This is a genomic window from Pantoea sp. Z09, assembly GCF_022394795.1.
Lineage (GTDB): Bacteria > Pseudomonadota > Gammaproteobacteria > Enterobacterales > Enterobacteriaceae > Pantoea > Pantoea latae.
Genome location: NZ_CP092373.1, coordinates 1,681,627 through 1,702,145 on the forward strand (window position 1 = coordinate 1,681,627; position 20,519 = coordinate 1,702,145).

The 20,519-nt window shown below is 57.7% G+C and carries 18 protein-coding genes, 2 tRNA genes, 2 other RNA genes and 1 pseudogene; 9 read left to right on the forward strand and 14 right to left on the reverse strand.

What is annotated here, in order from left to right; genetic code table 11:
- Positions 1-77: 77 nt before the first annotated feature.
- A complete protein-coding gene (locus MC269_RS08020) occupies positions 78-1,355 on the reverse strand; it encodes a YeaH/YhbH family protein (RefSeq protein WP_081142618.1) in 1,278 nt (425 codons plus the stop codon).
- Positions 1,356-1,445: 90 nt separating this feature from the next.
- Complete coding sequence (yeaG, locus tag MC269_RS08025) at positions 1,446-3,380, reverse strand: protein kinase YeaG (RefSeq protein WP_081142620.1); 1,935 nt, start codon at positions 3,378-3,380, stop codon at positions 1,446-1,448.
- Positions 3,381-3,800: 420 nt separating this feature from the next.
- Between yeaG and MC269_RS08030 the strand changes: the two genes are divergently transcribed.
- Both MC269_RS08030 and MC269_RS08035 read left to right on the forward strand, forming a co-directional pair.
- Entirely contained in the window at positions 3,801-4,550 is a 750-nt protein-coding gene (locus tag MC269_RS08030; RefSeq protein WP_239954766.1) for a MipA/OmpV family protein, read from the forward strand.
- A 72-nt stretch (positions 4,551-4,622) separates the two neighbouring features.
- The gene (locus MC269_RS08035; RefSeq protein WP_239954768.1) at positions 4,623-5,474 is read left to right on the forward strand and encodes an aldo/keto reductase; all 852 of its coding nucleotides are present in this window, start codon (positions 4,623-4,625) and stop codon (positions 5,472-5,474) included.
- 56 nt (positions 5,475-5,530) lie between these two features.
- On the opposite strand, the gene MC269_RS08040 is transcribed toward MC269_RS08035, so the two are convergent.
- Both MC269_RS08040 and gapA read right to left on the reverse strand, forming a co-directional pair.
- Positions 5,531-6,406, reverse strand: coding sequence for a D-hexose-6-phosphate mutarotase (locus MC269_RS08040; protein WP_239954769.1), 876 nt, complete (start codon positions 6,404-6,406; stop codon positions 5,531-5,533).
- Between the two features lie 73 nt (positions 6,407-6,479).
- Positions 6,480-7,475 carry a glyceraldehyde-3-phosphate dehydrogenase gene (gene gapA / locus MC269_RS08045; RefSeq protein WP_081142628.1) on the reverse strand — a complete coding sequence of 332 codons (996 nt, stop codon included), beginning with the start codon at positions 7,473-7,475 and terminating at the stop codon, positions 6,480-6,482.
- 341 nt (positions 7,476-7,816) lie between these two features.
- Here gapA and msrB point away from each other — a divergent pair, with 341 nt between their 5' ends.
- Both msrB and MC269_RS08055 read left to right on the forward strand, forming a co-directional pair.
- Positions 7,817-8,227 (forward strand): peptide-methionine (R)-S-oxide reductase MsrB, encoded by a 411-nt coding sequence (msrB, locus tag MC269_RS08050; protein WP_081142630.1) that lies wholly within the window; start codon positions 7,817-7,819, stop codon positions 8,225-8,227.
- Between the two features lie 2 nt (positions 8,228-8,229).
- Positions 8,230-8,511, forward strand: coding sequence for a YeaC family protein (locus tag MC269_RS08055; protein WP_081142632.1), 282 nt, complete (start codon positions 8,230-8,232; stop codon positions 8,509-8,511).
- Positions 8,512-8,549: 38 nt separating this feature from the next.
- Here MC269_RS08055 and pncA read toward each other — a convergent pair whose 3' ends face one another.
- The 3 genes from pncA to sppA all read right to left on the reverse strand — a co-directional run bounded on the left by pncA (position 8,550) and on the right by sppA (position 12,133).
- Positions 8,550-9,158, reverse strand: coding sequence for a bifunctional nicotinamidase/pyrazinamidase (gene pncA, locus MC269_RS08060; RefSeq protein ID WP_239954770.1), 609 nt, complete (start codon positions 9,156-9,158; stop codon positions 8,550-8,552).
- A 17-nt stretch (positions 9,159-9,175) separates the two neighbouring features.
- Positions 9,176-10,189: an asparaginase gene (gene ansA, locus MC269_RS08065; RefSeq protein ID WP_081142636.1), complete on the reverse strand. Its 1,014-nt coding sequence runs from the start codon at positions 10,187-10,189 to the stop codon at positions 9,176-9,178.
- A gap of 84 nt (positions 10,190-10,273) precedes the next feature.
- Positions 10,274-12,133, reverse strand: a complete 1,860-nt coding sequence (gene sppA, locus MC269_RS08070; RefSeq protein ID WP_239954771.1) for a signal peptide peptidase SppA — start codon at positions 12,131-12,133, stop codon at positions 10,274-10,276.
- A gap of 172 nt (positions 12,134-12,305) precedes the next feature.
- Here sppA and MC269_RS08075 point away from each other — a divergent pair, with 172 nt between their 5' ends.
- The 3 genes from MC269_RS08075 to MC269_RS08085 all read left to right on the forward strand — a co-directional run bounded on the left by MC269_RS08075 (position 12,306) and on the right by MC269_RS08085 (position 15,257).
- Positions 12,306-12,857 (forward strand): NAD(P)H nitroreductase, encoded by a 552-nt coding sequence (locus MC269_RS08075; RefSeq protein WP_081142640.1) that lies wholly within the window; start codon positions 12,306-12,308, stop codon positions 12,855-12,857.
- A 175-nt stretch (positions 12,858-13,032) separates the two neighbouring features.
- Positions 13,033-14,952, forward strand: a complete 1,920-nt coding sequence (locus tag MC269_RS08080; RefSeq protein WP_081142642.1) for a DNA topoisomerase III — start codon at positions 13,033-13,035, stop codon at positions 14,950-14,952.
- 26 nt (positions 14,953-14,978) lie between these two features.
- Entirely contained in the window at positions 14,979-15,257 is a 279-nt protein-coding gene (locus MC269_RS08085) for a YnjH family protein (protein WP_239954772.1), read from the forward strand.
- A gap of 29 nt (positions 15,258-15,286) precedes the next feature.
- Here MC269_RS08085 and xthA read toward each other — a convergent pair whose 3' ends face one another.
- The 7 genes from xthA to MC269_RS08120 all read right to left on the reverse strand — a co-directional run bounded on the left by xthA (position 15,287) and on the right by MC269_RS08120 (position 18,344).
- On the reverse strand, positions 15,287-16,093 hold the full coding sequence (gene xthA, locus MC269_RS08090; protein WP_239954773.1) for an exodeoxyribonuclease III: 807 nt from the start codon (positions 16,091-16,093) through the stop codon (positions 15,287-15,289).
- A 190-nt stretch (positions 16,094-16,283) separates the two neighbouring features.
- A non-coding RNA gene (locus tag MC269_RS08095) (RtT sRNA) lies at positions 16,284-16,412 on the reverse strand.
- A gap of 42 nt (positions 16,413-16,454) precedes the next feature.
- Positions 16,455-16,583, reverse strand: a non-coding RNA gene (locus MC269_RS08100) — RtT sRNA.
- 42 nt (positions 16,584-16,625) lie between these two features.
- Positions 16,626-16,710: transfer RNA gene (locus MC269_RS08105), tRNA-Tyr, on the reverse strand.
- 45 nt (positions 16,711-16,755) lie between these two features.
- Positions 16,756-16,840 (reverse strand) — tRNA-Tyr (locus MC269_RS08110).
- A 145-nt stretch (positions 16,841-16,985) separates the two neighbouring features.
- A complete protein-coding gene (gene purU / locus MC269_RS08115) occupies positions 16,986-17,834 on the reverse strand; it encodes a formyltetrahydrofolate deformylase (protein WP_081138008.1) in 849 nt (282 codons plus the stop codon).
- 54 nt (positions 17,835-17,888) lie between these two features.
- Positions 17,889-18,344 carry a YchJ family protein gene (locus tag MC269_RS08120; RefSeq protein WP_239954774.1) on the reverse strand — a complete coding sequence of 152 codons (456 nt, stop codon included), beginning with the start codon at positions 18,342-18,344 and terminating at the stop codon, positions 17,889-17,891.
- A gap of 93 nt (positions 18,345-18,437) precedes the next feature.
- Between MC269_RS08120 and rssA the strand changes: the two are divergent.
- Together rssA and rssB are read left to right on the forward strand one after the other, a co-directional pair.
- Positions 18,438-19,342 (forward strand): annotated as a pseudogene (rssA, locus tag MC269_RS08125) (patatin-like phospholipase RssA).
- Positions 19,343-19,441: 99 nt separating this feature from the next.
- Positions 19,442-20,458 carry a two-component system response regulator RssB gene (rssB, locus tag MC269_RS08130; RefSeq protein ID WP_239954775.1) on the forward strand — a complete coding sequence of 339 codons (1,017 nt, stop codon included), beginning with the start codon at positions 19,442-19,444 and terminating at the stop codon, positions 20,456-20,458.
- Positions 20,459-20,519: the final 61 nt, after the last annotated feature.

Consider the following 20,519-nt stretch of genomic DNA (forward strand, 5'->3'; position numbering starts at 1 on the left):
AAGGGGATTAATGGCGGGTATTTTAGCATGTATTCGCGGGATTGAAGAAAAAGCCGGTCAGCGACCGGCTCAGAGCGTCAGGCTTCTGCCGCCTGTTTGTGAAACAGTTCGCGAAATACCGGGTAAATATCTTCCGGCTCGCGAATGTGCTGGATAGCGAAGTTATCAAACACCGACTGCAGGTGCTCATACTCGCGCCACAGGGTCTGATGCGCGCGTCGGGTGATCTCGATATAGCTGTAGTAGCGCACCACCGGCAAAATGTTTTTCGCCAGGATTTCATGGCACAGCGGCGAATCGTCGGCCCAGTTGTCGCCATCCGACGCCTGCGCCGCATAGATATTCCACTGCGCCGGATCGTAGCGTTCCTTGACCACCTCATCCATTAGCTTCAGCGCGCTGGAGACGATGGTGCCGCCGGTTTCCTGCGAGTAGAAGAACTCCTGCTCATCCACTTCCTTGGCCTGCGTGTGGTGGCGGATATAGACTACGTCGACGTTTTTATAGGTCCGGCTCAGGAACAGATAGAGCAGGATGTAAAAACGTTTTGCCATATCCTTGGTCGCCTGGTCCATCGAGCCAGAGACGTCCATCAGGCAGAACATCACCGCCTGGCTGGAGGGCTCAGGGCGCTTCTCGAAGTTTTTGTAGCGCAGGTCAAAGGTGTCGATAAAGGGCACCCGCTCGATACGCGCGCGCAGCTCGGCGATCTCTTTGCGCAGGCGCTCCTCTTCCAGCAGCTGAGCGGGCTCCGCTTTCTCAATCGCCGTCAGCGCCTCTTCCAGCTCATGCATCATGCGCCGCTTACCCGCCGTCATCGCGGTCCGCCGCGCCAGCGAGTTTTGCAGCGAGCGCACCACGCTGATATTGGCGGGCACGCCGTTAGAGGTGAACCCGGCGCGATGGGTTTTGTACTCGTTCAGCTGGCGATGCTGGTTTTTACGCAGATTCGGCAGCGCCAGATCTTCGAACAGCAGATCGAGATACTCATCTTTGGAAATCTGGAAAACGAACTCATCCTGACCTTCGCCATCCTGACTGGCGTTGCCCTGACCGCTTCCGCCGCCGCCACCGCCGCCCTGCGGACGCTCGATACGATCGTTTTGCACGAAGTGATCGTTGCCGGGATGAACGCGATGACGGCTGCCGCCGCGCCCCTGATGGAAAATCGGCTCGTTAATATCGTCAACTGGAATCGACACGGACTCGCCACTTTCAACGTCGGTCACCGAGCGTTTATTGATGGCCTCGGAGATCGACTGTTTGATTTGCGACTTATAACGGCGCAAAAAGCGCTGTCGGTTGACTGCGCTTTTATTCTTGCCGTTAAGTCGCCGATCGATGAAATAGGCCATAAAATTCCCCCAAACGTTGTAAGCAGGTCGGGCAGCAGCCCGACCTTATGGGTATTAATGCCAGCGCATCAACGTGCTTACGCGGTGTGATTATGACGATTTACGCACGCGCAAATACCATTCGCACAGCAGACGCACCTGCTTGCGGGTATAGCCTTTCTCCATCATGCGCTCGACGAAATCATCATGTTTCTTCTGTTCATCCGTGGAGGTTTTGGTATTGAACGAGATCACCGGCAGCAGCTCCTCGGTGTTTGAGAACATTTTCTTCTCAATCACGGTGCGCAGCTTCTCGTAGCTGGTCCAGTTGGGATTGCGCCCGTTGTTCTGCGCGCGCGCGCGCAGCACGAAGTTGACAATCTCATTGCGGAAATCTTTCGGGTTGCTGATCCCGGCCGGCTTCTCGATTTTTTCCAGCTCCGCATTCAGCGACTCACGGTCGAACAGCTGTCCGGTATCGGGATCGCGATACTCCTGATCCTGGATCCAGAAATCGGCGTAGGTCACGTAGCGGTCAAAGATGTTTTGGCCATATTCAGAGTAGGACTCCAGATAAGCGGTCTGGATCTCTTTGCCGATAAACTCGGCGTATTTCGGGATCAGATAGCCTTTCAGGTGTTCCAGATACTTCTCTGCCTGATCCTGCGGGAACTGCTCGCGCTCAATCTGCTGCTCCAGCACATAGAAAAGGTGCACCGGGTTCGCCGCCACTTCGTTGTGGTCGAAGTTAAACACGCGCGACAGGATCTTAAAGGCGAAGCGCGTTGACAGACCGTTCATCCCTTCGTCGACGCCCGAATAGTCGTGATACTCCTGCCAGGATTTGGCCTTGGGATCGGTGTCCTTCAGGCTTTCGCCGTCATAGACCCGCATTTTCGAGTAGATGCTCGAGTTTTCCGGATCTTTCAGGCGCGACAGGATAGAGAAGCGCGCCAGGGTCTCCAGCGTGCCGGGCGCGCAGGGCGCGGTGGCCAGCTCACTGTGGTTGAGCAGCTTCTCGTAGATCTTGATCTCTTCGGAGACCCGCAGGCAGTAAGGCACTTTGACGATGTAAACACGGTCAAGGAACGCCTCGTTGTTTTTGTTGTTGCGGAAGGTCACCCATTCCGATTCGTTGGAGTGGGCGAGGATAATGCCGTTAAACGGCAGGGCGGAGATCCCCTCGGTGCCGTTATAGTTTCCTTCCTGCGTCGCGGTCAGCAACGGGTGCAGCACCTTGATCGGTGCCTTAAACATCTCCACGAACTCCATAATGCCCTGGTTGGCACGGCACAGCGCGCCGGAGTAGCCATAGGCGTCGGGATCGTTCTGCGCGTGGTTCTCCAGCTTGCGGATATCCACCTTACCCACCAGCGCGGAGATATCCTGGTTGTTCTCGTCGCCAGGCTCAGTTTTGGCGATGGCCAGCTGCTCGAGAATCGACGGCCAGACCTTCACCACCTTGAAGCGGGTGATATCACCACCGAAGTCGTGCAGGCGCTTGGCGGCCCACGGCGACATGATGGTGCCGAGATAGCGACGCGGCACGTTGTACTCTTTTTCAAGAATATTGGCGTCTTCCTGCGGGTTGAACAGGCAAAGCGGATGATCGTTAACCGGGCTGCGCTCGCCGTCGGCGCTGAGAACGTAAATCGGCACGCGCTGCATCAGCGATTTCAGCCGCTCCGCCAGCGAGGACTTACCGCCGCCTACCGGGCCCAGTAAATAAAGGATCTGTTTTTTCTCCTCCAGACCCTGCGCCGCATGTTTCAGGTAAGAGACAATCTGTTCTATCGCTTCTTCCATGCCATAGAACTCTTCGAAGGCCGGATAGCGGCCAATCACACGGTTGGAGAATATTCTGGAAAGGCGTGGCTCCTGAGCAGTGTCGACCATTACTGGCTCACCTATAGCCATTAAAAGTCGCTCTGCAGCGTTGGCGTATGCACTGCGATCCTGTTTACAGATGGTCAGAAATTCCTGCAGTGTGAACTCTTCGTCCTTGGCAGCTTCATAACGCTGACGATAGTGATCGAATATATTCATAGCGATGCCCGTCCTTTCGTTTTTAGCACAGGTAAAGGAGCGTAATTAAAGGCTCTTGCAGCTCCCGGAAGATATTCTCATTTGAGTACAGCAACCCTTATGCCAACCTGATCTCTTGTTATCGGGATACACACTTTTTATGGTTACTCTGCTCTGACAATGACTCATGGCTTACTGTTAACTGTAGAAGGCATTTAGGAAATTTCCTCCGCATAATTTTACTATTTGGCGATATATCAATAACAAAGTCAGATTGTTGCAAAGCCAGACTGGCCAAAATTAAGGGGAAAAGAGAGTAGAATCCGGCAGATGTGGCGCTTTCAGCCGCTCTCTCAGCGCGCACCTCAGATAATGGTTAAACCGGCGAGCAAAAATCGTTAAACTTCGTGGTGATTTTTATATTTATGGAAGAAATAAATTGTGAACCAATTCAAACTTAAAGCGCTTAGCGCCCTTATTCCTTGTATTTTTTTTGTTAATACCGCTGCCGCTGAATCGTTGTCGCTTGGCGCATCAGTGATTTACGCGCAGTCTCCCTATCGTGGTGGCCAGGATCGCTATCTGCCGATCCCGGTGATTAATTACGAAGGGGAGAACTTCTGGTTCCGCAGCCTGCAGGGCGGCTACTACCTGTGGAAAGATCCGCAGAACCAGCTCTCCCTGACGCTGCTCGGCTCGCCGCAGCAGTACGATCCCGGCGAGAACGACCTCGGCGATATGAAAGATCTCGATAAGCGCCGGATGACGCTGATGGGCGGTGCCACCTATAGCCATATGGCAGAGTGGGGCATTCTGCGCACCGCGCTGCTGGGCGACGTGCTGAACAACAGCAACGGCATTATCTGGGATCTGACCTACCTCTATCGCTTCAATTTTGGCGATTTCAGCCTGACGCCAGGCGTCGGCGCGATGTGGAACAGCGCAAATCAGAACCGCTACTACTATGGCGTCTCCAGCCACGAGTCCGCGCGCACCGGCATTAATCGCTATCAGCCTGACGACAGCTGGTCGCCCTACGTCGAGCTGAGCGCCAGCTATCAGATCTCCCCGCAGTGGAACGCCAGCCTGGTGGGGCGCTATACCCGCTTTGACAGCGAAATCAAAGACAGCCCGATGATCGACAAGAGCGGACAGACCACGCTCTGGACCGGTATCAGCTACACCTTCTAGCGCCGACCATAACGGGCGAGCGGCGAACGCTGGCACCCTAATGGTGCCCTGATTTGATGCAGGAGAAGAGAGATGGATAAAACGATCGCTTTTGATGACCGCACGCGGTTACCCGCTATTGGTCAGGGCACCTGGTATATGGGGGAAGAGGCCGCGCGACGCGGTGAAGAGGTGGCGGCGCTGCAGGCGGGGCTGGATGCGGGTCTGACGCTGATCGACACCGCGGAAATGTATGCCGAAGGCGGAGCGGAAGAGGTGGTAGGCGAGGCGCTGCGCGGCCGACGCGACAGCGCCTTCATCGTCTCGAAAGTCTATCCCTGGCACGCGGGGGAAGTCGACGCCGTTGAGGCGTGCGAGCGCAGCCTGCGGCGGCTCGACACCGATCGGCTCGACCTCTATCTGCTGCACTGGCGGGGCAATGTGCCGCTGGAGGAGACCATCCGCGCCATGGAGAGGCTGCAGCAGCAGGGGAAGATTCTGCGCTGGGGCGTCTCTAATTTCGACGTCGACGATCTGCAGGAGCTGCTGAGCGAGCCGGGCGGCGCGCGCTGCGCCACCAACCAGGTGCTCTATCATCTCGCTTCGCGCGGGATTGAATTCGACCTGCTGCCAGAGTGTCAGCAGCGTCAGATGCCGGTAATGGCCTATTGTCCGCTGGCACAGGCGGGCAGGCTACGTCAGGCGCTCTTCGCTGACTCGACGCTGGTGGAGATTGCGCAGCAGAAGGGGATTAGCGTGGCGCAGCTGCTGCTGGCCTGGGTGATCCGCAAAGAGGGCGTGATGGCGATTCCGAAAGCCAGCTCGCAGGCGCACGTCAACGAGAATGCGGCGGCGCTGCAGATCCGGCTAAGCGACGATGAGCTGGCGCGCATCAATAAAGCCTTCCCGCCGCCGCAGCGCAAAATGGCGCTGGATGTGGTTTAACCGTCGGCGTTTACTGAGCGGGTAGCCAGCTACCCGCAAAAACACTCTCAACGGCATTAAGCCTTCTGCCGCAGGCGGAAGGTGGTCGCCAGCCGCGCCGGCTTCTCGTCTGCGCTGCGCATTGGCTTACTGATGCGCGCCGTCTCGACGCACACCATGGTTTTATAACCGTCGTTGGCCATGTCCGCCATGCTGCACGACAGCTCGACGCCAGGGTTCCAGGTCACCACGTCGCTGTGATGGTGGTGATAAACCTCAATCACCCGCTGCCCCTGGCTATCCTGAATCAGAGAGCAATCTTCCGGCTGCGTGAAGACGCGGTCGATGCGACCTGGATAGGTCTGTTTGCCGGTCGATTCCCGTTCGCTGTTGTTCTCTACCTTGTCGATAAAGCGCGCGCCCAGCCCGCTTACCTCGACGCCAGCGATATCGGCCACCTGGAAATAGCTGTGCAGCGCGCCGGTGGCGTTGAAATCGCCGTGCGCCTCCAGCTCGATTTCACAGTGCTTGCCGAGACGGAAGCGGGCGAACAGCGTAAAGTCATGCGGCCACAGCTTTTTGGTCTGCGCGTTGCTTTCCAGCACAAAGGTCAGCATCACGTTTTCTTCATTCTCGTCGTGCGCCGACAGCGTCCAGGGCTGATTGCGCGCGAAACCGTGCGCCGGTTCGCCCTCGGGCCCGAACCACGGCCAGCAGATCGGCACGCCGCCGCGAATCGCCTTACCCGGAGAGAAAAGCGACTTTTCGCTCAGCCAGATCGCCGGCTTTTCTCCGCTCGGCTGCCAGGCGATAAGATGCGCACCCTGCAGCGTCACCGCCGCGCGAACCTGGGGGTGACTCACCACAATCACCGGCAGATCGCCCAATTGACGCTGCGAAAGGTAAGGGGAGATCTGTTTCACCACCGGCAGGGAGAAAATTTTATCTTGCATAACCGAATCCTTCCTGTTGCTACGAAAAAAAAGGGCGACCGAAGTCGCCCTTGTTGTCTTCTGACCGGTTTGCTTATTTAGCAACCAGCGCGATCAGGTCGAGAACTTTGTTTGAGTAGCCAGTTTCGTTGTCGTACCAGGAAACCAGTTTCACAAAGTTGTCGTTCAGCGCGATGCCGGCTTTGGCGTCGAATACTGAAGTCAGCACTTCGCCGTTGAAATCGGTAGATACCACGTCGTCTTCAACGTAGCCCAGCACGTCTTTCATTTCGCCTTCGGCAGCGGCTTTGATCGCTGCACAAATTTCTTTGTAAGACGCGGCTTTTTCCAGACGTACGGTCAGGTCAACCACGGATACGTTCGGGGTCGGTACGCGGAATGCCATACCGGTCAGTTTACCGTTCAGCTCCGGCAGGACTTTGCCCACGGCTTTCGCTGCGCCAGTAGAAGACGGGATGATGTTCTGAGATGCGCCGCGGCCGCCGCGCCAGTCTTTGTGAGACGGGCCGTCAACGGTTTTCTGCGTAGCGGTGGTGGCGTGAACAGTGGTCATCAGACCTTCGACGATGCCGAATTTGTCGTTGATGACTTTCGCCAGCGGTGCCAGGCAGTTAGTGGTGCAAGAGGCGTTAGACACGATGTCCTGGCCTGCGTATTTGTCGAAGTTAGCGCCGCGCACGAACATCGGGGTGTCGTCTTTAGACGGACCGGTCAGCACAACTTTTTTCGCGCCAGCGGTGATGTGTTTACGTGCGGTTTCGTCGGTCAGGAAGATACCGGTCGCTTCAGCAACCACGTCCACGCCCACTTCGTCCCACTTCAGGTTAGCCGGGTCTCTCTCAGAGGTAACGCGGATTTTTTTGCCGTTTACGATCAGCGCGCCGTCCTGCACTTCAACGGTGCCGTTGAAGCGGCCGTGCGTTGAGTCGTACTTCAGCATGTAAGCCATGTAGTCGGCGTCTAACAGGTCGTTGATCGCAACGATTTCGATGTCAGAACGCTGCTGAGCAGCACGGAAAACGATACGGCCGATACGACCAAAACCGTTGATACCTACTTTGATAGTCATATATTCCACCAGCTATTTGTTAGTGAATAAAAGGTTGGCTGTAAAATTACAAAAACCTTACCAGGCGTCAAGCGGAATCGTGTCAATAGTTGCGACAGGTCAATCCGTTCAACAGGAATAATTTGTTGCGCAACCGCTTGCGCAACTGAGGTATGGAGATGATGCCAAAACCCGATCGCTGAATATAAAGGGATACCATTAGCAAAAGGTGATCGAGGTCACAAATCTGCGCTGTGAAAGGAAACTCAGACAACTAAGCACGAAAAAAAAAACGCCATTGTTATTCATTTGTTAGAATAGTAGTCGATTTTTTCAGAATGACACTCTCCGGAACCACTCAAATGGCTAAAGAAACCGCATCCGAAGCAAAAATTGCGCAATTGTCTGAAATGCAGCGCTATGTCACGCAGCAGCGCGGCACCGAACCGCCGTTCAGCGGCGCGCTTCTGCACAATAAACAGGAAGGCATCTACCACTGTCTGGTCTGCAATGCGCCGCTGTTTCTCTCTGAGTCGAAATATGACTCGGGCTGCGGCTGGCCGAGCTTTTATCAGCCGGTCGCCGACGACGCGATTCGCTATCTTGAAGATGATTCCCACGGCATGCATCGTATCGAGATCCGCTGCAACAGCTGTGACGCGCATCTGGGACACGTTTTCCCGGACGGCCCACAGCCCACCGGCGAGCGCTACTGCGTCAACTCGGCGTCGCTGAGTTTTACCGATGAGCAGGGCGACGAGACGCAGGGGTAATCATGAAACAGCAGCTTGAAGCAGTGGTCGACGCCATGACGCCAGAGGTGTATCAGCGGCTGGCAACGGCAGTAGAAACCGGCAAATGGCCGGATGGCGTGGCGCTAACGCAGGAGCAGCGCGACAACTGCCTGCAGCTGGTGATGCTCTATCAGGCGCGTCACAACGCGACGCCGCAGCATATGACGATTGGTCAGGGCGGGGAGATGGTGACGAAATCGAAGCGAGAGCTGAAGGAAGAGTTCGGCATCGACGCAGAGATTACCCGCATCAATCTGCATTAAACATAAGGCCGACGCGCCGTCGGCCTGATTGCCTTGCGCTAGATCAGCACGGCGCCTTGCGCCTTCATCTGGGCAAAGGCAATTTCGCTGTCTTCCGGGCTGAGATTGACGCCGCGGCAGCCCTCTTTCACCACCGTGACCTGATAGCCCAGCTCCAGCGCATCCAGCACGCTGTACTTCACGCAGTAATCCGTCGCGATCCCCAGCATCACCAGACGGGTAATGCCGCGCGCCTGCAGCCAGCTGTCTAGCTCGGTTTTACGCCGGTGACCGTTGTCGAAAAAGGCGCTGTAGCTGTCGACGTCGACATCCTGACCTTTATGAAACACGGCGTCGATCAGGTTGCGATCGAGACCGGGATGGAGTTCAGCGCCCGCAGAGCCCTGAATGCCGTGATCCGGCCACCAGATCTGCGCCAGGCCGTTCAGTTCGCCCAGCGTATAAACCGGCTCGCCGGAGACCGAGGCGAAACTGCCGTGGTCGGCGGGGTGCCAGTCCTGTAGCGCCAGCACACAGTCGCCGCGCGCGCGGAACTGGCGCGCGTAGCGATTGGCCACCGGCACGGTCATATCGCCTTCATGCACGGCCATTGGGCCGCCGGGACAAAAATCGTTCTGTATATCAATGATGATGAGGGCCTGCTTCATAACAGGTTGCTCCGTAATTAATCTTCGGTCAGTTCACCGCGCAAATTCTGCTGCATCCTGGCGCGAATCTGGTCGCAGGAAAGATCCTGGCTCAGTAAAAAGTGGAGCTTGGTCAGCGCGGCTTCCACTGTTAAATCAAATCCGCTGATCACGCCCGCATGTTCCAGCGCGTTGCCTGTGGCGTAGCCGCCCATGTTCACCTTACCCGAGATACACTGGGTCAGGTTCACCACCACAATGCCGCGATCGCTCGCCTGCTGCAGCTCGGCAAGAAACTCGGCGTTCTGCGGCGCGTTGCCGACGCCGTAGGAGCGCAGGATCAGCGCCTTCACCGGCTGACGCAGGAAGTTACGCACCACGTCCGCCGAAATGCCCGGATAAATCGTCACCACGCCAATCGGCTGCGGGGTAATGGTGTGCACCTTTAGCGGCCCGTTGCCCTGCGGCGCAGGCGGGGTATTCAGCCGACGAATATGGATGCCCGCCTCCAGCAGCGCGGAGAGGTTAGGCGACGCAAAGGCGTTAAAGCCGTCCGCATGCGCTTTGGTGGTCCGGTTGCCGCGATAGAGCTGGTTATTAAAAAACAGCGAGACTTCGTTAACGGGATAGTTGGCCGCCACGTAAAGCGCATTCAGCAGGTTTTGCTGGCCATCGGAGCGCAGCTCCGCCAGCGGGATCTGTGAGCCGGTGACGATCACGGGTTTCGCCAGATTCTCCAGCATGAACGACAGCGCCGAGGCGGTGAACGCCATGGTATCGGTTCCATGCAGGATAACAAATCCATCGTAACGATCATAATTTTGTCGAATATCTTCGGCGATTGACTGCCAGTCTTCCGGTGTCATATCCGAGGAGTCGATCAGCGGATCGTATTCGTGAATGGTGAAATCAGGCATTTCAGGCCGGTGGAACTCGGGCATATTCGCCAGCTGTTGCTGCAGGTGGCCTGAAACCGGGATATAGCCCTGTGCAGAGCGCTGCATGCCGATGGTGCCGCCCGTGTAGGCGACATAGATATTTTTCTTTTGCATCAGAAACTCAGACTTGCCGTAAAACGCGCAGTATAAGGGGAAAGCGGGGGAAAAGCAGCCCGATCAACGACCGGGCTGCGAGCTTTATCGCACTTCGCCGCAGTTCAGGCAGAAGGCGTAGCGATTTTGCGGATCGTTGAGGTTATTCAGCAGGCCAGGCTGTTGCTTCATGGCGCTCATGACGTCAAGCATCGGCGTCGGCAGCCAGACTTTCAGCGCGTTTGGCAACACAGTCTGCGCCGAGGCGCTCACCTGGTTCAGCAGCATATCGAACATGCCCGGCTGATCCTGATACCAGGTGAGCTGCGGCGTTGCGACCTTCGCCAGTTCGCCCGCTTTTTTCACCGCATCGTCGAAGTCGCCCAGCGCGTCCACCAGACCATTGGCCTTCGCGTCGCTGCCGGTCCAGACGTGACCCTGTGCAATAGCGTCGATCTGCTCCGGCGTCTTATGACGCGAGGCGGCGACCAGGCCGACAAAGTTGCGGTAGCCGTTTTCAATCGTCAGCTGCATCAGCTGCTGAACCTCGGTCGGCAGCGCTTTGGTGGAGGCAACATCCGCCAGCGGCGAGGTGGCGACGCCGTCGGTATGTACGCCGATGCTGTCGAGACTGTTCTCCAGCGTGTTGATGACGCCAAAAATGCCGATAGAGCCAGTCAGGGTACTTGGGCTGGCGATAATGTAGTCCGCCGGGGTCGAGATCCAGTAGCCGCCCGAGGCCGCCATGCCGCCCATCGACACCACCACCGGCTTACCGGCCGCATGCGCCGCCGCCAGCTCTTCGCGGATCGCCTCAGAGGCCGTCACGCTGCCGCCAGGGCTGTTGACGCGCAGGATAATCGCTTTGACTTTCGGGTCGAGGCGGGCGTCGCGGATCTGCGCGGCGGTAGTGTCGCCGCCGACGTTGCCGGGCGTCTCTTCGCCGTCCATAATCGCGCCGCTCGCCATCACCACGGCGATATTGCCGTCCTGCTGGGTGGGCTGTTTGACGTTGTAGTCATAGATGCTGACGCTGTGATAGTCGTTGTTGGCCTTATCCCAGCCGAAGGTTTTCACCAGCTCCTGATCGGCCGCCGCGCGGCTGTCCAGCACATCCACCAGCTTGTTGTTAAGCGCATATTTGGCGGTATCGCCGTTTACCGCTTCAAGACCGGCAATTACCGCCGCCGCGCCGGGGAAGAGCTGATCCGGCGTGATCTGACGGTTGCCCGCCACGGTGGTGAGGTAGTTCTGCCACAGCTGACCAACCCAGCGGCTGTCGGCGTCGCGCGCCGCCTGCGACATATCATCGCGCAGGAAAGGCTCGACCGCGGACTTATAGGTGCCGACGCGGAATACGTGCGAGTTAACCTTCAGCTTGTCCAGCAGGGTTTTATAGTAGAGGCCGTTAGTGGCAAAACCGTGCAGATCTACGGTGCCCTGCGGCGAGAGGTAGATTTTGCTGGCGTAGCTGGCCAGGTAGTACTGCGCCTGACTGTAGCTGTCGCCCAGCGCATAAATCGGCTTGCCGCTGTCGCGGAACTCGCGCAGCGCTTTGCCGACATACTGCAGAGAGGGCTGATCGCCGCCGGCGAAGTCGCGCAGATCCAGCACCATGCCTTTAATGTTTTTGTCGCCTTTCGCCTGACGAATGGCGTCAACCACGTCAAACAGCGAGTTTTCCTGCAGGCGATCGCTGCTGGCGCCCAGCAGTTGTCGGCCCAGTTTGCTCAGCTTATTACTGACCGAAGGCTTATCGACAATGACGCCGGTAAGATCGACGCGCAGCGCGCCTTGCTGCACCGGCGTCGCGCTGCTGCCGGAGCCGCTGACCTGCAGCCAGATGCCGACGCCGACCAGAATCAACAGGATCAGGAACAGATTAAGAATAAACTCCCTGATAAAATTCAGCACTCGCCATGTCCATCGGAACAGACCGGCAATAATTCGCCACAATGTGCGCATCAGACTCTCCATTTTCGCTAGCGGAAAGCGGTCGCCGCGCGGCTCCGCCCTCCATGACGCCCTCATCCTAAAGAGCGGCGTGGAAAATGTCAGCAGGAAATCGCGGCGGACTGTTACAAAAGATCAGGCTGTGCCAGGATTAGCTAACGCGTTATGACATCAGGAGAAAATCATGGATGCACTTGAATTGCTGGTTAATCGTCGCTCAGCGTCGCGCCTGACCGAGCCGGCGCCGGCCGGCGAAAGTCTGCAGAACATTATCCGCGCCGGGATGCGTGCGCCGGATCACGGTACGCTGCAGCCGTGGCGCTTCGTTATCGTCGAGAATGAAGGGCGCGAGCGACTCAGCCGACTGCTGGAAGAGGCGGCGCGCGAGGCGCAGCTGGACGACAAGGCGATTGATAAAGCGGCGCGCTCGCCGTTTCGCGCGCCGATGATTATCACTGTGGTTGCCCATTGTGAAGATCACCCGAAGGTGCCGCGCTGGGAGCAGGTGGTGTCGGCGGGCTGCGCGGTGATGGCGATGCAGATGGCCGCGGCGGCGCAGGGCTTTAACGGCATCTGGCGCAGCGGCCCCTGGACCGATAACGCGCGGGTGCGCAGCGCCTTCGACTGCCGCGAACAGGACGCTATTGTCGGCTTTCTCTATCTCGGCACGCCGCAGCTTAAATCCAGCACCACCGTGATCCATCCCGACACCACGCCTTTTGTTCGTTATTTCTAGCGGATAATTCCCTCTTTTCATGCCAGCGCGGCGGGTTGCGCGGATCCTGTGCGACCGATCCAGAAGTGACCCGCCAGAGCTTACCTCCGTATGCGGAAACGTCTAAGATAGCGCTGCGCCTCTGTGCGTTAGCCGAATGGCCCTTATACCCTGAAGTAAAGGATCTCTCTGACCCATGCGTTTGTTTATTGCGGAAAAACCCAGCCTGGGCCGCGCCATCGCCGATGTGTTGCCCAAACCTCATCGCCGCGGCGACGGCTTTATCGCCTGCGGCGACGATCAGGTCGTCACCTGGTGCGTCGGGCATCTGCTGGAGCAGGCGCAGCCGGACAGCTACGACAGCCGCTACGCGCGCTGGTCGCTGGCCGACCTGCCGATTATCCCGCAAAAATGGCAGCTGCAGCCGCGTCCCTCGGTGGCGAAGCAGCTTAAAGTGATTGAGAAGCTACTGAAACAGGCCAGCGAAGTGGTGCACGCCGGCGACCCGGATCGCGAGGGTCAGCTGCTGGTGGATGAGGTGCTGGACTATCTTCAGCTGCCGGCGGAAAAACGCGGACGCGTGCAGCGCTGCCTGATCAATGACCTCAATCCGCAGGCGGTAGAGCGCGCGGTCGGACGGCTGCGTGAAAACCGCGAATTCATTCCGCTCTGCGTCTCGGCGCTGGCGCGTGCGCGCGCCGACTGGCTCTACGGCATCAATATGACGCGCGCCTGGACGCTGCTGGGCCGCAATGCGGGCTATGACGGCGTGCTGTCGGTAGGACGCGTGCAGACGCCGGTGCTGGGGCTGGTGGTGCGCCGCGACGAAGAGATTGAAAACTTCATTCCCAAAGACTATTTCGAGGTGAAGGCGCATATCGTTACGCCTGACCAGCAGCGTTTTGTCGCCAGCTGGGTGCCCAGCGACGCCTGCGAGCCCTGGCAGGACGAAGAGGGTCGTTTGCTGCATCGCGCGCTGGCGGATCACGTCGTGGCGCGTATCGCCGGTCAGCCCGCCGTCGTTACCCACTATAACGACAAGCGCGAGGGCGAGGGCGCGCCGCTGCCGTTTTCGCTCTCCAGCCTGCAGATTGAGGCGGCGAAGCGCTACGGGCTGAGCGCGCAGACGGTGCTGGACACCTGCCAGAAGCTCTATGAAACCCATAAGCTGATCACCTATCCGCGCTCCGACTGCCGCTATCTGCCGGAGGAGCATTTTGCCGGCCGTCACGCGGTGCTCAAGGCAATTCAGGCGCACGCGGGCGCGATGACGCCGCCGGACGACTTCAGCGCCGACCGCCGCAACCGCTGCTGGGATGACAAAAAGGTCGACGCGCATCACGCCATTATCCCCACCGCGCGCGCCAGCGCGGTGCGCCTGACGGAGAACGAGCAGAACGTCTATGCGCTGATTGCGCGCCAGTATCTGATGCAGTTTTGCCCTGATGCGATTTTCCGCAAGTGCGTCATTGAGCTGGATATCGCCGGTGGCAAATTTGTTGCCAAAGCGCGCTTTCTGGCCGAGGCGGGCTGGCGCGCGCTGCTGGGCAGCAAAGAGCGCGACGAGGAGAATGACGGCACGCCGCTGCCGGTAGTGGCGAAAGACGATCGGCTGCTGTGCGAGCGCGGCGAAGTGCTGGCGAAGCAGACGCAGCCGCCGCGCCCCTTTACCGACGCCACGCTGCTCTCCGCCATGACCGGCATTGCCCGCTTTGTGCAGGATAAAGAATTAAAGAAAGTGCTGCGTGCGACCGATGGTTTAGGCACGGAGGCGACGCGCGCCGGGATTATCGAGCTGCTGTTCCGTCGCGCGTTTCTGGTGAAAAACGGGCGCTATATCAACGCCACGCCTGCGGGACGCGCGTTGATCCACTCGCTGCCGGAGCTGGCGGCGCGTCCCGATATGACGGCGCAGTGGGAATCCACGCTGACGCGGATCAGCGAAAAAGCGTGCCGCTACGAGGAGTTCATGCAGCCGCTGGTCGGCACATTGACCGACCTGATCCAGCAGGCGCGCCAGCAGCCCAGCGCGATAGCCTTCCGCGGCCTGCCCGCTTCAGGGCAGAAAAAGCGTCCAAAACGCACAGCGAAACGAAAAGTGAAGGAGAGCGAATAATGCGTTATTGCGCGGGTTTATGGTTGATGGCAGCGCTGTTTAGCGGCGCTGCTGCGGCGACTGTTTCACACGGATATGGGCAGAACAGCAGCGCGGGCGGCAACACCGATGTGGTGGTGGATCTGCCGCCTGAAGTCTGGACGCAAAATCAGAACAGCGCACCCAGCTGCCAGCAGTGCTGTATTTTTGAAAACCGCAACTACAGCGAGGGCGCAGTGGTGAAGTCGGAAGGGGTACTGCTGCAGTGCGCGCGCGATGAAAAGGTGCTCGGCACCAATCCGCTGATCTGGAAAATCGTTAAATAAGCGGCGTGGCGCGATGCCACGCCGCGCTATCACAGCTGGAAGGTTGACCAGACCGGCGCATGGTCGGACGGTTTGTCCATGCTGCGGATATCGTAGTCGATCCCGGTTTCTACACAGCGGGCGGCCAGCGGCTGGCTGGCCAGCAGCAGGTCGATGCGCAGACCGCGATTGTCGTCGAAGCCTCTTGAGCGGTAGTCGAACCATGAGAAGCGGTCGCTGACCGCCGGGTTCTGCGCGCGGAAGGTATCCACCAGACCCCACTGCATCAGACGATCCATCCACTCGCGCTCTTCCGGCAGGAAAGAGCATTTGCCGGTGCGCAGCCAGCGTTTACGGCTCTCTTCGCCAATACCGATATCAAGATCTGTGCTGCTGATGTTCATATCGCCCATGATCAGCACCGGCTTATCTGCCAGCAGACTCTGCTCCAGGTAGCTCTGCAGATCGCGATAGAACTTCTCTTTCGCCGGGAATTTGGTCGGATGGTCACGGCTTTCGCCCTGCGGGAAGTAGCCGTTGATCACCGTGATGTCGCCGATGAGGCTGGGAATATCCGCCATGATGATGCGGCGCTGCGCCTCTTCGTCGTCGCCGGGGAAGCCGCGGCGAACCGCCACCGGTTCCGCTTTGGTCAGCAGCGCCACGCCGTAGTGGCCTTTTTGCCCGTGATAGAAGACGTGATAGCCGAGCTTTGCCACCTCTTCAAGCGGAAACATATCGTCATGCACCTTGGTTTCCTGCAGGCCGATGACGTCTGGCTGGTGCTGTTCGACCAGGGCTTCAAGCTGATGAGGACGGGCGCGCAACCCATTGATGTTGAATGAGACAAATTTCATGGCGTGGAACCGTGTTCTGCAAATGTTGCGGCGGATGGTAGCGAGTTTTAACGGAAAAGTCATGAGGAGGAGGGAAAGTGCGTTGTCTCGCTACGCTCGACCCGAACCTTCGGTCGACGCTTCTCATCGTTCTCCCCGAAGTGTCGGGTAAGTCAGGTGAGTGTGTTTGATATAAGAGATTCTACAAGGATGGTGGTGGGAGAAGGATTATTCGGCGCGTTGCGCCTCACCCTTCGGGCCGCGCTTGCGCACGTTGTCTCGCTGCGCTCGACCCGAACCTTCGGTCGAAGCTTCTCATCCTTCTCCCCGAAGTGCCGGGAAATGCAGGAGAGTATGTTTAACAAGGGAGACTATACAAGGATGGTGGTGGGAGAAGGATTATTCGGCGCGTTGCACCTCACCCTTCGGGCCGCGCTTGCGCGCGTTGTCTCGCTGCGCTCGACCCGAACCTTCGGTCGAAGCTTCTCATCGTTCTCCCCGAAGTTTCGGGTAAGTCAGGTGAGTGTGTTTGATATAAGAGATTCTACAAGGATGGTGGTGGGAGAAGGATTCGAACCTTCGAAGTCTGTGACGGCAGATTTACAGTCTGCTCCCTTTGGCCGCTCGGGAATCCCACCTGGGAAATGCTGATAATGACCGGTAAGGCGAACATAGGATTCAGATGGTGGTGGGAGAAGGATTCGAACCTTCGAAGTCTGTGACGGCAGATTTACAGTCTGCTCCCTTTGGCCGCTCGGGAATCCCACCACTGGCCTGAATCATTGTGCCTTAAAGCGGGGCGCATCATACCAAATGCGGTCAGCGTGTAAAGCGCCCAACTGAAAAATGTGAACCGTTTGCCCACTTTTTGCCCGCGGCGCTGCATTCGCACACAATTCAGCGCCGCGGCTGCTTAAAGAATAATCGTCCGGTTGCCGTAGACAAACACGCGCTGTCCCAGCACTTTATAGAGCGCGCGGCTGAGCACGTTTTTCTCGACGTCGCGTCCGGCGCGCATCATCTCTTCGGCGGTATAGCTGTGATCGACGTTAATCACATCCTGCATAATGATTGGACCTTCATCCAGATTATCGTTCACGTAGTGCGCCGTGGCGCCGATGATCTTAACGCCGCGCTCGTAAGCCTGGTGATAGGGGCGCGCGCCGATAAATGCCGGCAGGAAGGAGTGGTGAATATTGATGATCTGGTTCGGGTAGCGCTGCACGAACGCCGGGGTCAGTACGCGCATATATTTCGCCAGCACCACATAGTCCGGCTGATAGCGATCGATCTCGTCCGCCATGCGGTTGTCGTGCTCTTCGCGCGACAGGCCTTCATGGCTCACCAGCACGAACGGAATATCGAAACGTTCTACCAGCGAGCGCAGCGTGTCATGGTTGCCGATAACCGCGGCAATCTCCATATCCAGCCCGCCAAAGGCGCTTTTCATCAGCAGATCGCCCAGGCAATGGGCCTCTTTCGTCACCAGAATCACCACGCGGCGACGGCCGGCGCTGTGCAGTTCGCGCGTGGAACCCACCGGCAGGGCGCTGTCTAAATCCGCCAGCAGCGTATTATCGTTGAAGATGCCTTCAAGTTCGGTGCGCATAAAAAAGCGCCCGGTGCGATGATCAACGAACTCATTGTTTTGCACGATATTCAGCTCGTGCTTGTAGCAAATATTGGTGATTTTAGCGATGAGACCTTTCGCGTCAGGGCAAATGGTACGTAAAACTTTTCGTTGCATAGGTTGCGCTTGCATCTCGATCAAAGTCCTGTCAAAGCGATGGGGTAAAACCGTTGGGCCGTATGCTGTTCAGCCGCAACATTTCTTGTATTTTTTATCGGCGCCACATGGACAGCGATCGTTGCGCCCCACCTGAGGCGCGATTCCGTCAACATAGTACCAGCGATGATCCTCGCGAAGAAAGCGAGAACACTCATGGATAGCCCTTATCTGCGAATTTTCGCGGTAACGCGCAAAAAAAGTGACGAAAGCTTCATTCTCATGGCTTCCATGATTACAACAGGTTACATTCAGGCTCAGCCACTCGGTCGCGGCAAAACTTTCAGACAATCGCTGCGCCATCTCAGGAATACGCTGACTGGGATGCCAGCTGGCAATCAGCCACTCGACGTTTTGCCGGGCGTAAGCGGTATAGCGCGAGCGCATTAGCTTCTCCGCGGTTTCGGGTAAGGCGTCGCCCGTCAGGTAGGGAGCGCAACATAGGCTATACTGCTTTCCGCTGCAGCAGGGACAGGTTTCGGTCACATTGACTCCTGTTGGCGATAAAAAATAATGACGCCATATGGTAGCCGACCCGGCGCTGTGAATCTACGCGCAGAGGGCGGCAGCAGAGGGCAAATGAGACAGGTTAAAACAGGACTGGCGTTAGGCTCAGGCGCAGCCAAAGGATGGGCGCACATTGGCGTCATTAACGCACTGACGAAAGCGGGCGTGCAAATCGACGTGGTGGCGGGGTGTTCAGTCGGCGCGCTGGTTGGCGCGGCCTGGGTGAACGACCGGCTGCCGCAGATGGAAAAGTGGGTCAGCGCGTTTCGCTACTGGGATGTGATCCGTCTGATGGATCTCTCCTGGCAGCGCGGCGGTTTGCTGCGCGGCGAGCGGGTATTTAACCATGTCCGTCAGCTGATCCCGCAGGATGCGCTGGAGCACTGCGGCAAGCCTTTTGGCGTGGTGGCAACCAATTTAAGTACCGGCCGGGAGTTGTGGCTCACCGAGGGCGATCTGCATCAGGCTGTGCGCGCGTCCTGTAGTATGCCAGGCTTATTGCCGCCTGTCGGCTACAATGGTTACTGGCTGGTGGATGGGCGGTGGTGAACCCCGTACCCGTTTCGCTTACGCGGGCGCTGGGGGCAGATATCGTCATCGCCGTGGATCTGCAGCATGACGCTCATCTGATGCAGCAGGATCTGCTGTCTGTCACGCCGCAAAGCGGCGATGAGGCGGTGTCGGCCGCCACGTTAAGCTGGGCCACAAAAATACGACAGCGGCTGGTGGGGCTGACTCACCGTCGCGCAACGCAAACGCCGGGTGCGATGGAGATTATGTCGACATCCATCCAGGTGCTGGAAAATCGCCTGAAGCGCAACCGTATGGCAGGCGATCCGCCCGATGTGCTGATACAGCCGTTTTGTCCGCAGATTTCGACGCTGGACTTTCATCGCGCTGAAGAGGCTATCGAGGCAGGCAAGGCTGCCGTTGAGAAAAAAATGGATGAACTATTACCGCTGGTGCGTAACAGATAATCAGGTTGTTCATTCACAGGTGTTACTTCGGCTTATTCTGAAAGGCGCAACTGCGTTTTATGAACCACTATTGATTGATCTGGTACGCAGGGGGAAAGAATGGAGAAACCACTAATCGGCAAAAAGATACTCATTGTCGAAGATGAGGTCGTTTTCCGTTCTATGGTAAACAACTTCTTGCTGGCGCTCGGCGCCAGCACGTTTGAAGCCGGCGACGGCATTGATGGAATCGGTCAGCTGCAGCAGCAGGATGTCGATCTGGTGATCTGCGATCTGGAGATGCCGCGCATGAACGGCATCCAGTTTGTCGAGCATATACGCACGCGCGGCAACAGCGTGCCGATTCTGATTATCTCAGCAACGGAAAATATGGCGGATATCGCGCATGTGCTGCGCCTCGGCGTGCAGGACGTGCTGCTTAAGCCTTTGAAAAATTTCGAGCGTTTTCGCGAAGCGGTTTATGAATGCCTCTATCCCTCGATGTTCACCTCCAAGGTGGAAGAGGATGAGCAGCTCTTTCAGGACTGGGATGCGCTGGTGCGCGATCCCGCCGCCGCGGCAAAACTGCTGAAGCAGCTTCAGCCGCCGGTGCAGCAAACCGTGGCGAACTGTCGCATTAACTATCGCCAGCTCACCATGGCCGAACAGCCGGGGCTGGTGCTGGATATCGCGGCGCTCTCCGATAAAGATCTCGCCTTTTATTGCCTTGACGTCACGCGCGCCGGGGATAACGGCGTGCTGGCCGCGCTGCTGCTGCGCGCGCTGTTCAACGGTCTGCTGCAGGAGCAGCTTTCCGGGCAAAAACAGCGTCTGCCGGAACTCAACGGCCTGCTGCGCCAGGTGAATCTACTGCTGCGTCAGGCCAATCTGAGCGGCCAGTTTCCACTGCTGGTCGGCTATTACCATCGTACGCAGCAAAACCTTATCCTGGTGTCGGCGGGATTAAACGCCACGCTCCACGTTCACGCCCATCAAATTCAACTCAGTAATGGCGTTCCCCTTGGCACTATGGGAAGCACCCATCTTAACCAAATCAGCCAGCGCGCTGACAGCTGGCAGTGCCACGTCTGGGGCGCTGGCGGCAGGATCCGTCTGATGTTAGCGGCTGAAGAATAAGCGGAAAAATTTAATTTCTTCAGGCGCTGAAGACAGGTCCAGAGGTTAGCTTTACACTTGG